13 protein-coding genes and 1 tRNA gene are annotated in these 15,922 nt (G+C 44.9%); 5 read left to right on the forward strand and 9 right to left on the reverse strand.

Annotated features, from left to right (window positions below):
* Positions 1 to 149: 149 nt before the first annotated feature.
* The 7 genes from OW495_RS21940 to OW495_RS21970 all read right to left on the reverse strand — a co-directional run bounded on the left by OW495_RS21940 (position 150) and on the right by OW495_RS21970 (position 7,544).
* A complete protein-coding gene (locus OW495_RS21940) occupies positions 150 to 2,648 on the reverse strand; it encodes an EAL domain-containing protein (protein ID WP_289888368.1) in 2,499 nt (832 codons plus the stop codon).
* A gap of 168 nt (positions 2,649 to 2,816) precedes the next feature.
* Positions 2,817 to 3,533, reverse strand: a complete 717-nt coding sequence (gene yigB / locus OW495_RS21945) for a 5-amino-6-(5-phospho-D-ribitylamino)uracil phosphatase YigB (protein ID WP_289888369.1) — start codon at positions 3,531 to 3,533, stop codon at positions 2,817 to 2,819.
* A 15-nt stretch (positions 3,534 to 3,548) separates the two neighbouring features.
* Positions 3,549 to 4,481, reverse strand: a complete 933-nt coding sequence (xerC, locus tag OW495_RS21950; RefSeq protein WP_289888372.1) for a tyrosine recombinase XerC — start codon at positions 4,479 to 4,481, stop codon at positions 3,549 to 3,551.
* Positions 4,450 to 5,148, reverse strand: coding sequence for a DUF484 family protein (locus tag OW495_RS21955; protein WP_065104289.1), 699 nt, complete (start codon positions 5,146 to 5,148; stop codon positions 4,450 to 4,452). The genes xerC and OW495_RS21955 overlap by 32 nt, the downstream gene beginning before the upstream one ends.
* 45 nt (positions 5,149 to 5,193) lie before the next feature.
* On the reverse strand, positions 5,194 to 6,024 hold the full coding sequence (gene dapF / locus OW495_RS21960) for a diaminopimelate epimerase (RefSeq protein WP_289888375.1): 831 nt from the start codon (positions 6,022 to 6,024) through the stop codon (positions 5,194 to 5,196).
* An 11-nt stretch (positions 6,025 to 6,035) separates the two neighbouring features.
* Positions 6,036 to 7,289 carry a diaminopimelate decarboxylase gene (lysA, locus tag OW495_RS21965; RefSeq protein ID WP_009848209.1) on the reverse strand — a complete coding sequence of 418 codons (1,254 nt, stop codon included), beginning with the start codon at positions 7,287 to 7,289 and terminating at the stop codon, positions 6,036 to 6,038.
* A 42-nt stretch (positions 7,290 to 7,331) separates the two neighbouring features.
* A complete protein-coding gene (locus OW495_RS21970; protein WP_017104751.1) occupies positions 7,332 to 7,544 on the reverse strand; it encodes a lipoprotein in 213 nt (70 codons plus the stop codon).
* Between OW495_RS21970 and cyaY the strand changes: the two genes are divergently transcribed.
* Positions 7,524 to 7,838: an iron donor protein CyaY gene (cyaY, locus tag OW495_RS21975; protein ID WP_289888380.1), complete on the forward strand. Its 315-nt coding sequence runs from the start codon at positions 7,524 to 7,526 to the stop codon at positions 7,836 to 7,838. The genes OW495_RS21970 and cyaY overlap by 21 nt on opposite strands.
* A 70-nt stretch (positions 7,839 to 7,908) precedes the next feature.
* Here cyaY and OW495_RS21980 read toward each other — a convergent pair whose 3' ends face one another.
* Positions 7,909 to 10,437: a class I adenylate cyclase gene (locus OW495_RS21980; protein WP_289888381.1), complete on the reverse strand. Its 2,529-nt coding sequence runs from the start codon at positions 10,435 to 10,437 to the stop codon at positions 7,909 to 7,911.
* A gap of 344 nt (positions 10,438 to 10,781) precedes the next feature.
* Here OW495_RS21980 and hemC point away from each other — a divergent pair, with 344 nt between their 5' ends.
* From hemC to OW495_RS22000, 4 genes are read left to right on the forward strand one after another with little or no spacing between them, the layout of a single operon-like run.
* Entirely contained in the window at positions 10,782 to 11,720 is a 939-nt protein-coding gene (hemC, locus tag OW495_RS21985) for a hydroxymethylbilane synthase (RefSeq protein ID WP_065104291.1), read from the forward strand.
* A 2-nt stretch (positions 11,721 to 11,722) separates the two neighbouring features.
* Positions 11,723 to 12,451, forward strand: coding sequence for a uroporphyrinogen-III synthase (locus OW495_RS21990; protein ID WP_102513673.1), 729 nt, complete (start codon positions 11,723 to 11,725; stop codon positions 12,449 to 12,451).
* A 19-nt stretch (positions 12,452 to 12,470) separates the two neighbouring features.
* On the forward strand, positions 12,471 to 13,697 hold the full coding sequence (locus tag OW495_RS21995) for a uroporphyrinogen-III C-methyltransferase (RefSeq protein WP_102513672.1): 1,227 nt from the start codon (positions 12,471 to 12,473) through the stop codon (positions 13,695 to 13,697).
* Positions 13,697 to 14,878: a heme biosynthesis HemY N-terminal domain-containing protein gene (locus tag OW495_RS22000; protein ID WP_102513671.1), complete on the forward strand. Its 1,182-nt coding sequence runs from the start codon at positions 13,697 to 13,699 to the stop codon at positions 14,876 to 14,878. The genes OW495_RS21995 and OW495_RS22000 overlap by 1 nt, the downstream gene beginning before the upstream one ends.
* Before the next feature lie 869 nt (positions 14,879 to 15,747).
* On the opposite strand, the gene OW495_RS22005 is transcribed toward OW495_RS22000, so the two are convergent.
* Positions 15,748 to 15,824: transfer RNA gene (locus tag OW495_RS22005), tRNA-Asp, on the reverse strand.
* Between the last annotated feature and the right edge of the window lie 98 nt (positions 15,825 to 15,922).

The following is a 15,922-nucleotide window of genomic DNA, read 5'->3' on the forward strand; positions in this document are numbered from 1 at the left end:
TATAGATAAGGCTTGCACGGAATACTTACAATCGTCTTGTAAATAATGTGACGTTAGTTAGACATCACTCATTCCACCAAAAAACAGTCATTCATGGTGGCTGAGCGCTTTCAAAATAAGGGCTTATGGAATTTTACGAGCTTTAATAACTAAAACAGTCGCTTAGGCTCGCCAAAGTAATAACCTTGCAGGTAATCGACACCCATTTGCTCTGCTATCTCACAAACCTGTTGGTTATGAACAAATTCAGCGACCGTTTGGGCATTAAACACTTGGCACAAACGTACCAATTGAGAAGCGATGTTCCTTTGCTTTTGGTCTTTATCGATGTTGCGAATCAAGCTGCCATCGAGCTTGATGATCTGCGGCTCGAGTTTGATGATTTCATCAATGTTGGAATAACCTGAACCAAAATCATCCACAATGATTCTCGCCCCGAGAGCACGGAAGTGATCACACACCTCAATCATTCGACCGTAATCTTTGATCTGCTCAGACTCGAGAACTTCTAAGCCAAGTCGAGTGGGATCGTTGATACCACTAATGGCAGTCTCGAGAATCTCAAGTGTCTTATCGCTTAGCAAGTCTTGTGGAGAAAGGTTGATCGAGAACGGGCTCTGCTTATCCGCCATATAACCAATGGTGTTCTTAATCATATGTCGGCTTAGACGAGTATAAAGGTGCGTGTCAGCAATCATAGGTAAGAACTTACCCGGTGGCACAATCGTCCCGTCTGCTTCCATGATTCTAACCAAACACTCTTGGCCGATCATTTCGTGGGTACCCGCCGCGACAATAGGCTGTGAGTAAGTGATGATGTTCTGATCTAAGATTGCTCGGCTTACACAACTCAACCAACCGAGCTGTTCCTTGCGATCTTCCTCACTCACCTGAATGTCTTTAGCATTAGTAATGTGGGTGTTGTTACGCACTCCATAACGTCGAGCTTCAATCGCTTTCAATAAGATCTCATCACCGCTGTCGGTTAAGAAATCACAACGGCTGGCAAAGCCACCACACAGTGAAACCGACAGGTAATCAATATCGGTTAATCCATATGGCTCAAAATTAATGTGTTCAATGTCATCAGCAAACTCAATGAAGCGTTGCTCTATCTTCCCGCTATCGATACTCGCGTTAAAGATGATCGCCCACTCACCAACACCAATACTGAACAGCTCGACCTGAACCTTGGATTCTTTCACGACACGAAGGTGTAATCGCTCAACAAAATGATTCGAGAGGTCGAGTAACAGCTGATCACCAACTTGATAACCATATTTCTCGTTAACCTGATGAAAATTGGTTAGCTTTAAAGTCAGAAGGTGTTCACTGAACAGAATCGTATTAAGGCGCTCTTTTAATACAATGCGATTAGGCAGCCCGGTACGCGAATCGATTCGATAACTCTCAGTTAAACGACGCGCCTGCTGATGAAGTTTTTTCTCCATCTGAGTATTGATGCTGTCTAAGTCTGCAACCGCATTTCTCACTAAATTGAGCAGTGGTGAGACCGTTGAGTCACAGTGGAAATCATCACAACGAAATTCGTCTATCTCATCCGACTCTCTCATCGCAATGTAGGTAAGGCTATGATGAAGTATGTCTTGGCGATCTTCATTGCGGTAGAGCTCACCCATACAATAAGCACCGCTGGCCTTCACAATGCCTTCAAATGGCTTTAGTTCGAGCTTACTGTCGATGAATTCAAGCCGAGAGACACAGTTATAAATGATCACCGATTCAGGCTGATGCATAGCAAGCACCTCGGCACCATGACGCACTTTTTCAGCGGTCAAAGACGGGTGGTTATAACAGAACTGCGCTTCTTCTCCGACATGCCAAGGGCTATCAAATTCAATACTGCCATCGTCATTGATGCGAAGAGGCGTTGAGATGCCCTTCTTTCTTCCGAGCTCACGATAGAGTGGGAAACTCATCAATTGACTAAATGGAAGGTCTTTGCCGTCAGCAAGGTAATGTTTGAACACGTCAATCGCTGGCTTGTCATTCAATGCATATAAGCGGTTGCCCTCAGCTTGAGTGACTCTCAACTTCATGCCGATAGGATTCCACTCAGAATACGCATCCGACCAAACCTTCAACCTTGGGTTGGTCAAAGCGACTGCAACACAGGCGTGCTGATAGGTCTCTTCGTTATGCATAACCCAACGGCCAAAGTCATTCTCATGACAGAGTCCACCAGCCACCGGCAAGGTATAAGGCAGGTTTTCAAAAGCGCCATAAATGGGATAATCGCGCCCTTCAACCTGATCACACAGGCTAATCACCGTTTTAGTGTCTTTGGAAAGAGATAATTGAGCCACCAGAGCTTGGCTATCGTGGTTCGGATTACCCGTAAAAGGCTGCACAGCAGAGGTTAAATGTGTTTCATCAAACTCGCTGATAATCACTAAGGTACAAGCGCTTTCTAGGCAGTTATCACAAATAACATGACGCGCACTTTGGCCTATCAATATGGAATTATTTAGATGCTTGAGAGTAACACTCGCAATGCGTCGAGCAACCTCTGGAGATTGAGCTGAGAAGAGTTGAATTAGGTATTGCTTGCGGTCACACCATTCTCGCTGTTCAAATTGAGATTTAAATAACTCCTCAGTATTTGCGAGAAATGTAAATGTTTGCATGCCAACCCTTGTTCAAAATCGAGTGAAGTGAGAACCCGCAACCACTGCTATGATTGAAATGAATCGATAAAAAGTAGTCGCCAATTATCCTAGCCTAAACAGGCATTTAATTACGACTAATGTAACAATTCAATATCATAAATGCGACACAATAGCTTACCGTAGCCATTAAATTAGTCGCATAAGATCGCTAAGTTGCTCTATTTCAACATCAGGGAGCACACTCGCCTTCGAGGAGAGGTATAAATTGGAACCAGTGTCATTAAACCAGCATGCTTGGAAGCCATTTTTCTTAGCTCCGTAAACATCCGTTCTCAGATGGTCACCAACGTGAAGAATGTTGTTCGCATCAAAACCTAAGTATTGCTGCGCTTTTTCAAACATATCTGGGTAGGGCTTTGCTCTGCCATCAGGGCCAGCTTTGAGGATTAACTGAAAGTATTGCCCTAAGCCAATTTTATGCGGATCGACATTACCATTGGTGATCGCCACCAAAGGAATACGCTGACTAAGTTCAGCCATCACGCGATGCGTCTCTTGAGGAACATCCACCTGATTACGCAGCCACAAGGCGTGTTCTATGCCTTCACGAGCCGCTTGTTCTGCTTGCTGCTGAGAGTAACCCAGTTGCAGCAAACCACGCTTCATCTGTGTTTCACGCCACACAGTGACATCATGTTTTAACGCTGGGTTTTCAGAAGCGACTTGCTGTTTGATACCTTGCCACTCTTCCAAAGAGAGAGAGGCCGACACTGGGTGCTTTTGATAAAGCCACTGCGCCATCTCTTTCTCAACCTTCATGATCACAGGCCAGTTGTCGTACAGGGTGTCGTCCAAATCAAAGGTCATGGCTTTGATGGGCTTTAACCCTCGATAAATTCGCATAGTTAAACCTTTAATCTAATCTTTATTCTTCTTACGAGCTCTTGGATGAGCTTGGTCATAAGCTTGTGCTAAATGTTGGAAATCTAAGTGGGTATAAACTTGGGTCGTCGAGATGTTTTCATGCCCGAGCAACTCTTGGACCGCACGAAGGTTTTGGCTCGATTCAAGCACATGCGTTGCAAACGAGTGACGCAGTTTGTGTGGGCTAATATGACTAGCGACAGCCTGCTTCTTGCCCCACTCTTCCATACGCTTCTGAACACTGCGATGAGAAATACGCGTCCCGAGTTTCGAAACAAACAGCGCAGGCTCACCCGACGAAGCGAGTTCACCGCGTACTTTTAACCATTTATCAACCCACTCTTTGGCTAAACCGGAAAACGGTACTTTGCGTTCTTTATCACCCTTACCAATCACTCGGATTTCGCCCTGTCGAGCCAATACATCTCTCAGGTTGATACCGACCAGTTCGGCCAATCGTAATCCCGCGCCATACATCACTTCCATCATCGCTCGGTCACGAATCGATAATGGATCGTCCTCGTTCACATCAAGCAGTTGCCCCACTTCATCGACATCGAGGTTTTTAGGTAAAGGACGTTGTTTGCGAGGTGCAGAAACACCTTTGGCTGGATTGGCGGTCATCTCGCCACGCAATACGAGGAAATCAAAGAAGCTGCGCAATGAAGATAAACGAGTCGCGATGCTGCTCGCTTTCATTCCCTCACGCATACCTTTACTGGCAAGTTGCCTTACCCATGCAGCATCCACTTGAGCCCAGTCTTTCAGTCCTAATGTGACTAAATGAGCGGCCATGGTTTCAAGCTGTTGTCGGTAATTGCGTTGGGTGTGTAGGCTGAGTCCCTTCTCGCTTCTGAGATATTCATAGAAGCGAGAAAGTGGCTTTTGAAGGCTGTTAGGAAGAGGTATTTTGGGCTCTAGGCTCATTATTTATCTGCCAAGGTAAGGTGTCCGCCAAATGAGCAACAACAAGCGCTAAATGGCGTAAAAAGAGCGTATCCATATGGGGTTGGAAATGGCCGCCATCTTCGCTAGAAAAGGCGAGCAAGCCCAATGGAGATTGCTTAGCAAGCGGAAGTACTACATAAGAGCCTAGCTCTGGAACTGGAAAATCACCAAACAAATCTTGTCTGTCCGCTTTTCTCAAGCGCCCTAAATAAGCATCTTTACCGTTGAAATGGTTCAATGAAAACTTCGAATAACGCTCTCCGTTCAGCTGATAAAAGCCCAACTGAGACAGTACGCGAATATGAGCTTTCAAACCTAATTCAATCGCCTTTTGTTCAACCGCCTTAATAACTTGCATGAAATCACTGCATTTCAATACCTGAGCTTGCAGATCCATAAACTCATAAAAAGTTTTGTCGTTATTCGCAGCCAGTGACATCAAGCCAGTGATCTCTTCTTCTAACTCTTCGATTCTCTGGCGTTGACGCTTAAGCTGAACCTCAACCAAAGAAACCGCGCCCTGCTCAACATTGTTAACAGCAAGGCGATCAACCAAATTTCTTCTGTCTTGAAAAAAATCTGGGTTATCACGTAAATATTCCGCGACCACTTCTGCGGTGAGTGCGTCGGCTTCAACGTAAGACAAAACCTATCCTTTATTTTTTATGAATCTATTTGCTATCAGTCATTATTAGCAAGAAAGTTGACCATCAAACACATGGGTTGCAGGGCCAGTCATAAACAGAGGTTTACCCGGACCTTGCCAGCTAATGTGTAAGTCACCGCCAGGTAGACAAACTTTCACATTCTCAGCCAGTAAGCCTTGAGTAATACCAACCGCAACTGCGCCACACGCACCGCTACCACATGCCTGCGTTTCACCCGCGCCGCGTTCGTAAACACGTAAGCGAACCTCTTCACGGTTAACAACCTGCATAAAGCCAGCGTTAACACGCTCAGGAAAACGTTCATGTGATTCAAGAAGCGGACCTAAGGTCTCCACATCGGCAGTATCGACGTCATCAACAACAGTAACCACATGCGGGTTACCCATGCTTACGGCACCGCAGAACAAGGTGTGTACATCCGTTCTCAGGATATACGTCTTCTCTGGCTGCTTTGCCTTGAACGGAATTTTGCCTGGTTCAAACTCAGGAATGCCCATGTTCACAGTGATCTGGTCATTGTCTTCAATCTTGAGAACCATTTTTCCTTTCTTGGTGCTCACGTTGATGCTGTACTTATTCGTTAAGCCTTTCATGCGAACGAATCGTGCAAAACAACGAGCGCCATTACCACACTGTTCCACTTCACTGCCATCCGCATTGAATATACGGTAATGGAAGTCAGTTTCTGGATCATAGGGAGCCTCAACCACAAGTAGCTGATCAAAACCCACGCCAGTGTGACGATCCGCCAAACGACGGATCAAATCTGGAGAAAAGAAAATATTTTGAGTAATGCAGTCCACGACCATGAAATCATTGCCCAAACCATGCATTTTAGAAAAGTGGAAGTGCATAACGCTTAAAATTACTCCGGAAGAATGTTTTCAAGTTCCCACAGACTCGTAAGCTCTTCACGCTGACGAACCAAGTGAGTTTTATCGCCATCAACCATCACTTCAGCCGCACGCGAACGAGTGTTGTAGTTAGATGACATAGCGAAGCCATAAGCACCAGCAGAACGAACGGCCAGTAGATCGCCCTCTTCAAGAACAAGGTCACGATCTTTACCTAGGAAGTCACCGGTCTCACAGATAGGGCCAACCAAGTCATAAGTCACAGCTTCACCTTGACGCGGGCTCACGGGCACAATATCTTGCCAAGCTTGGTAAAGTGCCGGGCGCATCAGATCGTTCATTGCTGCATCTATGATGGCAAAGTTCTTATGCTCAGTAGGCTTCAGGAACTCGACTTTCGTTAATAATACACCAGCGTTAGCAGCAATCGCTCTTCCAGGCTCGAAAATCAGCTCTAGATCAGAATGATTATCTAGGCGAGCCAACAAAGCTTTCGCGTAATCTGAAGGTTGTGGTGGTAATTCATCGCGGTAAACCACGCCTAAACCACCACCGACATCAAGATGTTTGATGTTGATGTCATTAGCGCGTAGTTGGTCGATCAATGCAAGCAGGCGGTCAGTGGCATCGATGAAAGGTTCGATATCCGTTAACTGAGAACCGATGTGGCAATCAATACCATGGATAGACAAGTTATCAAGTGTTTTTGCAAACGCATAAACAGCAGGAGCACGGTCGAAGGCAATGCCGAACTTGTTATCACGCAGACCCGTAGAAATGTAAGGGTGAGTGTTCGCGTCAACATCTGGGTTTATACGCAGTGAAATCGGCGCCTTAACACCAAGCTCACCAGCCACTTTATTCAGTCGCTCTAGTTCTGGCTCAGACTCTACGTTAAAACACTTAATGTTCAACTCAAGTGCACGCTTCATTTCAGCGGCTGTTTTGCCGACACCAGAGAATACAACTTTTGCTGGATCGCCACCGGCAGCAACTACACGCTCTAGCTCACCGCCAGAAACGATGTCGAAGCCAGAGCCCAAACGAGCCAAAGTATTCAACACGCCAAGGTTCGAGTTAGCTTTAACGGCATAACACACTAAGTGTGGGTGCTCGCCAACCGACGAATCAAACGCATTCCAGTGGCGTTCTAATGTTGCACGAGAATATACATACAGCGGTGTACCATATTGCTCTGCTAGTTGCGAAAGTGCGACGTCCTCAGCCCAAAGCTGGCCATCTTCCTGATAGTTGAAGTAATCCAAAGTTCTTATCCCTTATAAATAACGATTTCTGCGTGTTTTCACTTATTGTGATTGTTCAGTCTGCTGAACTTCATCAGGATCGTACAAAGGACCCGTTTGACCACAACCAGAAAGTCCAATAACGGACACCATAAACAGAGCGGTAATTAATTTTTTCATTTTGCATATCGTGATTATTAACTCAATGCCCCCTATAATCGCACCACACTCAGGAAAAGCAATAGGATAGAAAGGATGAACGAGACTGAATTTCATCAACTGGTCGATATACAGATGCAAAACATCGAAGAAGCTATCGATGAATCAGAGGCAGATATTGATTACGAAGTGACTGGTAACGTAATGACGCTGGAGTTTGAGAACCGCAGCCAAATCATTATCAACCGCCAAGAACCAATGAAAGAAATCTGGTTAGCGTCTAAATCTGGTGGTTTTCACTTCAAGCTAATCGACGACAAGTGGACATGTTCTAAGACAGGCATGGAATTGCTTGAGATGGTTAAAGAAGAATGCTCGAAGCACGCAGATGAAGCGATCGATTGGGTCTAATCTTTTGTAAGCAAAACTAAAAAGGAGTGAATCAATCACTCCTTTTTAATATCAATCAGTCTTAGTAAGGCTAGATGTTGACTATTTTTGAGCTCCGAGAAGCTAAAGTCGCATCGTTACGATAGGGTACAACGTAAGAGTTGCCCTCTTCTGGATGAACAATTTGGTAGTACTGAGGCAGATTAAAGTTAATCAACTTAGACGACATCTTCGACTCATCTTTTACCGACGTGTAGAAAGAATTCACGCTCGCGATCATCTCATCTTTTTCACCGCTGTACTGGTGATACACCTCAACTTGATTCGACTCGTCCAATACATAGATATTGAAGCCTTTGTCAGTATCTTCGAAGAAAAATTGAATTAACCCTTCACTCGCAAAGCCATCAACTACATCTGGCAACTGATACTCTTGCTCTTTATCAAGCATCAGTAGAGGTGAGCCCTTAAGCTTGTTGGTTGAGATACTACGGTAGAAATCGACCGAGTTTTCCAACATCTGTACCGAAACACCACGTCGTTCAAAGAACAGACCAAACATCTTATTGGCTAAACGAATAGCTTTAAAGCGGCGACGTTTCTCTGGTTCAATCGGTTTCAATCGTAAGTCGATACACTCGGCAAGCAGTTGATACACCATGTTACGCATGACACCGCGTAGATTTTTGCTGTAACAGAACACATCGACCGACTCTGGCGGTAAGGCATCTTGGTGCATTTTACCCAGTACCGTCTTAAGCGCGTCCAGCATCGCGGTATCACCTTGGAAATGAAGCGTACGTACTTCATGCCAAGAGTTACGATAAACCAGATCGACACTGCCGACTAAACTCTTACCTTCTTCACCAAAACTGAAGATATCGGCGTTCTTAAGATCAACCTTCAATGCACGACCACTTAATTCAGAAGTCGGGTCATTTTCAAAGTTGATGAACATCGCCAGTTGGCTGATTTCACACGGGCTCGCCAATGCTTGCATACTTGGGCGGCGCTTACGCAAAGAGAAAGTATTACGAAGGTCACTCACCATTTGATAGAACTTATCGATATCAATATGAGCATCGCGAACCACAGAGTGCAAACGCGTCGACTCGGTAATCAAACCATTAAAGAATGACCAAGCCACCAATTTACTCAAGTACTCATGGTGCTCCAGAGATGGTTGACCAAGAATACGGTGAGCAATTAATGGTTGTTTATATAGATACCAACCTGGCTTATTAGCCTGACCTTGACGAACCTCGATGAAGCTCAAGTCCGGTTCATGCAAGTCAGGGGAAATTTGCGGGTTGAGTAGCGTCACTTTACCCGGCAAGACCTCAAATGCAGCATAAAGCTTACGAGCCAAAATACTGATATCTTGTGGGCTAATAGCTGAAGTGATGTCGTTGCGACGTGCAAACTGAATCAGATTACGGTAGCTCAGCATCAAGGCATCAAGCAATGCATGGTGTACCACTTTAACCTGCTCAACCTTCCAGTTACGGCGGTTGTCGAGCTCAGCAATGGTTTCTTGTCCCCAGTTCCAAGATTTAGTCATCTCAGTTAAGGCTTCACGACGCCATGCCACAGAACCAATGCCCGCTTCACGCGACAACTTCTCATGAGTCTTAAGGTAAAAACAACGTCTCACCAGATCCAAACGAGTGTGGTCGTTAATACGTTCTAGATAGCGCGTTACCTTCTCTAGCATCAGATAGTAGCTATCCATACCATACAGATCCGGTTCATCCGCGAAGAAGCGACGCTTGGTATCAATACTAAGCAGTTGGGTATTTGGGTATTCCCATGAATATGCTTCTAACAGGATCGCCTTCAACACCGATTTATACGGTGAGTCGATACTCTTATAAAGTTGCCATAGGTTTGAACCAAAGTATTCTTCAGCAGGAATGCGATTCAGCTTGCCGAAATCGATCCACTGCGAACAATCAAGATAACCATCCTGACATAAGCCTTGAACGTATTGGTCATAACACTCTTCCATCTCAGGAGGAATGATTTGCCATAACAAACGTTGGCCAGCCAAACGAACCGCTGAGCGATAAAACTCATCAAGCAACAACAAGTGCTGTGAAGAACCGCAGTTATCACCGGTCATCTCTTCAGAATGGTTCGAGCGGAAACGCTGTTCATCCATCAAGAAGAAATTTGCCTCAACCCCTAAGGTTTCCGCCCAATCAGTAATAAGCAGACATTTGTTGGTCAGGCTATCGCGCGATGCACCATCCATATCCGGAGACACACACACCCAGATATCAAGATCGCTTGAAGTACTTTGACCAATAGAAGAGGTGCTACCCATGGTGTACAAGCCAAGGATTGCTGGTTCAGCAGCCTCAGTGAGTTTTCCACCAAGCGTTAATTCGGTATCAGACACAAATTGCTTTTGGAATTCATTAAGCGCGAAGCTACGAATTCCAAAAGGAACTTGTTGGTCATAGTAACCAGGCATCATTGGATGATTGAAATGAAGCAGTGCGGGGATAAGGTTGAAAACTCGCTGACCTTGGACATTCATCAACGCCAACGCACGATCAATGCGCTGCTGATTTAGATTGTCTAACCGTTGAATCAAAGTCTGAGTGTAAGCCTGCAAGGTAAGTCCTTGGTTTGAGATTAAATGCACTTCTGTTTAGTTACTGAACGAAAGCAGCAACAAAACGTGATCAATTTAACACTTTTACCCTTATTGGTAAAGTAAAGGAAGCCGTCATACTGGCCAATCCCTTGATGACAGAAAGTTAAACTCACGGCGCCGTAGTGTCCTCTTTATTGACTATTTCTAATAATAGCCCATGTTTCAAATGAGATACTAATCACACTATTTTGGTGAACTCATGAAAATCTCCCAGCTATCAAAGCATGGAATGATCAAACAGTAAGAATTTTCCCCTCACAATGTTAGGATTAGGCTATTACAGAACCTATATCGGAAACACCATGACAAATTCAGCACCAATCCGTATCGCTACCAGAAAAAGCCCTCTTGCCCTTTGGCAGGCATACTTTGTAAGGGATGCACTTCAAGCTGCTCACCCTGGTTTAGAGGTTGAGTTGGTAACTATGGTGACCAAAGGTGACATCATCCTCGATACTCCGCTTGCTAAAGTGGGTGGTAAAGGGCTGTTCGTTAAAGAACTCGAAGTGGCAATGCTAGAAGGTCGTGCTGACCTCGCAGTTCACTCGATGAAAGATGTGCCAGTCGACTTTCCTGAAGGTTTAGGTCTGGTAACGATTTGTGAGCGCGAAGATCCTCGTGATGCATTCGTATCAAACACTTACAACAACATCGATGAGCTACCACAAGGTGCTGTCGTGGGTACATGTAGCTTGCGTCGCCAGTGCCAGTTACTAGAATACCGCCCTGATTTAATCATCAAAGAACTACGCGGCAATGTAGGTACTCGTTTAGGTAAGCTCGATGACGGTCAATACGATGCGATCGTACTGGCGGCTGCTGGTCTTAAACGTCTAGAACTAGAAGAGCGTATCCGCAGCTTTATCGAACCAGAACAATCTCTGCCAGCTGTAGGCCAAGGCGCTGTTGGTATTGAATGTCGTCTTGATGATGAGCGTCTGATTAAGCTTCTTGAACCACTGAACCACAAAGATACAGCCGATCGCGTACTATGCGAACGTGCAATGAACCTAACTCTAGAAGGTGGTTGTCAGGTGCCTATCGGTAGCTACTCACTATTAGACGGCGACAACATCTGGTTGCGTGCACTTGTCGGTGAACCAGACGGTTCTAAAATGGTTCGCGGCGAGATCTCTGGCTCTCGTAAAGATGCTGAAGCGCTTGGCGTTACTCTGGCGAATCAACTGCTGGATGACGGTGCGAGAGAAATCTTAACCAAGCTATACGCAGACCAAGAATAACTATGACAGTGTTGGTGACTCGTCCCGGTTCAGAGGGACAATCGCTTTGCCAACAACTAGCGGATGAAGGGATTCAAGCAATCCATCATCCGCTTATTCGTATCGTTGATAATCCAGGCTCAGTGGATTTAAGCACCCAGCTTAATAACAGCGATATTATTATTGCAGTCAGTCACCATGCCGTGACCGCTGCCCAAAGCATCCTTTCGAAAACTTCATCTATTTGGCCTACTTCGCCGCTTTATCTTGGCGTTGGTCAAAAAACTGCGCACGTTTTGAGCAAAGTCTGTAAACAAAAAGTAAACTATCCCCAAGTTAGTGATAGTGAACATCTTCTTAAACTTACTGAACTTAATGGCGTAGATAATAAATCCATTTTGATACTGCGTGGCAATGGTGGGCGTGAGCTCATTAGAGATTCTTTACTCACTCGAGGTGCACAAGTCTCTTATTGTGAGACCTATCGTAGAGAATATATTCCCATTAGCGACCACAATACCTATCAAACATGGATAAACAAAAACACGTCCAAAGTTGTCATCACTAGTCAGGAGCAATTGGAGTATCTCTGCTCAATTACCCCTGATAAGTATTTGGCTTGGCTTTCAACAAGACAACTATTTGTCCCAAGCCAGCGCATAGCAGATCGAGCACAACAACTCGGATTCTCTAGCGTGACCAATACTCAAAGTGCTACGAACCAAATATTACTGGCTGCTCTCCGGCCTTAGCTAGAAACAGGAAATAAGCATGACAAGCAAAAAAAATAATGAGCATATTGAACCTGAACAGAAACAAGACACTCAGCCAGTAGTTGTTGAAAACGAAAAAGCTGAATCTACAGAGACAAAACAGCCTGAACAAAAACTTGATGCCTCTGCGTCAAATATCGCTCAAAATGAACAGCCTCAAGCCGAACATAAAGAGCAAATAGAAAAAGCGGAAAAGCAAGGTAAGCGCGGTGTCAAACTAGGCGCTATTGCGATCGCTATTTCTATTATTTTCAGCGGCGGCATCGCGTTTCAAATGCAGCAAAAGAGCGCTGAGTACTCAGCTCAGATCGCAGCTCTTCAAGCACAACTGCAAAATACTCAATCTGCAGTAAATGAAGATCTACAAACCATCAAGCAAGAGACCATCCAAGAAGCATCACATGCGGTGGAGAAAACTCAAGTCGTGCAATCTCAGCAACAGAAGAGCATTCAAAGCCTACAGCTAGCAGTTGCTGACGTTAAAGGTCGCCGTCCAAATGACTGGTTACTTGCTGAAGCTGATTACCTTGTGAAACTTGCTGGTCGTAAACTGTTCCTAGAGCATGATGCCGTTAGTGCAACCAAACTAATGGAAAGCGCCGATCAACGTATCGCCGCACTGAATGACCCAAGCTTGGTCTCTCTTCGTCAATCAATGACCAATGACATTACTAAGCTTCGCACTATCCCTCTGATCGACCGTGATGGTTTAGTTCTTCGTATCACAAGCCTACAACAACAAGTCGATACTCTACCGCTTGCCAATGCGATTCTTCCAGAAGCTGCGGTTGTTGAGAAAAAAGCCGTATCGCAAGACATCAATGATTGGCAGAACAACCTGATGACGTCGATGAAAGATTTCTCAGAAAACTTCATCACCTTCCGCAGTCGTGATGGAGAAGTCATTCCTCTACTATCACCAGAGCAGCACTTCTACCTACGTGAAAATATCAAAGGTAAATTAGAAACCGCGATTCGCGCTGTCTACAAAGAGCAAGGTGAACTCTATAGCGCAGCTCTTAATACCGCTAGCGAATGGTCGAAAGCGTACCTAAACCAAGATAACAACTCAGTAATTGAATTTGAGAAAGCGATTAAACAGTTAAGTGAACAGAACATCTCTGTGAAATACCCTGTAAAGCTTGAGTCTCAAAATGAGTTATCAGACGTGATACGTGAACGCCTACGTCGTAAAGTCACCGTTATGACCACGGAGGAAAAATAATGATTCGTTGGATTTTTCTTTTTCTCGTTCTAGGTGCTGGGTTAATTGTAGGAACTCAGTTCTCTGGTCAACAAGGGTACGTTCTGATCTCAATTGCGAATAAGACCATTGAGATGAGCGTGACAACACTGGTTATCTTCGTCATTGCTCTTCTAGCGGCTCTATTCGGCTTAGAGTACCTATTTAAAAAGCTTATGTACGCAAGCTCGACAACTTGGAACTGGTTCAGTGTTCGTAAGCTGAAACGCTCTCGTCGTTATACCAATGAAGGCATCATCAAGCTTCTTGAAGGTGACTGGAAAGGCGCAGAGAAGAAGGTAATTCGTTGGGCTAACCACCACGACATGCCGTTGCTTTGTTATTTAGTCGCATCTCAAGCGGCGCACGAACAAGGCAATACAAGTGAGCGTGATAAGTACATCGCGCTAGCTAGTCAACAAGAGGACTCTCTACTGGCCGTTGAGCTAACGAAAGCAAAACAACAGATCAGTGAGTCAAACTACGAAGCCGCATTCGATACACTTTCTACCTTAAAAGGCACATACCCTAATAACACTGCTGTACTTGGCCTACTAAAAGCCACTTACATGCAGCTTAAACTTTGGCAGCCATTGTTAGAGCTAACGCCTAAGCTGGCTAAGAACAAGCTTCTTACAGCTGATGAGCAAGTCGAGTTGGAACAGAAAGCACAATGTGGCTTACTTCACGATGTTGCACAGCAGCAAGGTAGCGAAGGTTTAATCAGCCATTGGAACAAGCTTTCAAGAAAGCAGAAACAAAGCTCTCACCTTGTTTCCTGTTTTGTGAAGCAACTGATCGCTCGTAAAGCTGACTCAGAAGCGTTCACAGTGATCAAAGAGAACATTGCAAAGAGTGGTTCAAATGAGCTCTACATGTTGCTTCCTGAGCTTAATCTTGCTGATCACCACCCAGTAGTCGTAATGCTAGAACGCGCTATCAGTAAAGATGGTAGTAATGCCGAGGCACACAGCGCATTGGCTCAGTTCTACCTAAGAGAACAGAAGTGGGCAGAAGCGCAAAGTCACTTTGAAAAAGCCCTAGCACTTCGCTCTAATGTTTCAGATTACGGATACTTGTCTGATGCACTAGAGAAGCAGAACCTAACGAAAGCTGCTCACGAAGTTTCTCGTAAGGCACTCGCTCTCGTTCAACCAGCGTAATTCAAAACGACTCAAACTAAGCCGATGTCTAGCATCGGCTTTTTTGTATCTGTTATTTGCCCCTAGATAACTTCTACAACACATCTCATCGAACCCTACGCGTCCAACGCCACGCCACCAAACTAACTAACTAACCATTAAAGTACGCAATGGAGCCTCTCAAACACACGGAGAACGACATTAATTGTGTCTGTATGTAGTATTACGATTTTTATATACACGCTCTTAGAAGAGGTTCGAGAGGTATAATAAAGAAAAGTGACGCCTCTAAGCTGAAGAGTAAAAGGAGCTCACCTTGAGAGAAGACGTTTAAAGATGTTTACCCGCAGACAGATACCCACTTTAAGTCACGCTGAATTAGCAATTAAATAGCCCTCAATATTCCACTATAAACCTTTATGACAGGGCTTCACGTAACAGCTCTGTAGATTCATCTATTAAGTAGAAGGGATATTGCAAGAGTCGCCGGTCAACAAAACCTTGCTATTAATAACGAGGCATATTTATAAGCCAGTTCAAATTAGTAGAAATTAGAGCTGTTGAAGACGTTCTGGAAAGGTTGGTCATTTAGGTGATGCACAACATCAACTCAAGCTCTACTAGAAATAGCAGACTTTGTTATAAGTGTCGGAATATCAGAGCCCGAGATCAACGGCCAACGCATCTACAAAACTCGAAGTTGAATAATAAGATTCATATGCCGGAAACGACAAAAGCCTAGTCGTCAGACTAGGCTTTCTAATATGTGCCGGAATAGCGTGAAGTGCAGGGGCTCGATGCCTTTACAGCACTCATACAACCAAACAGCAAAACACTTTTCTTCAAATGTAAAAAAGCCCTGCTATTTCTAGCAGGGCTTCTCTAATAAGTGGCGGAGTGGACGGGACTCGAACCCGCGACCCCCGGCGTGACAGGCCGGTATTCTAACCAACTGAACTACCACTCCGCAGTGGTCAACTCACTAAGTGAGCGTCCATATCTCCAGGTTGGTCAACCTAAAGATTTAATTTAAAGCCTGGCGATGTCCTACTCTCACATGGGGAA

Source organism: Vibrio sp. 14N.309.X.WAT.E.F5 (assembly GCF_030397615.1).
Taxonomy (GTDB): Bacteria; Pseudomonadota; Gammaproteobacteria; order Enterobacterales; family Vibrionaceae; genus Vibrio; species Vibrio lentus.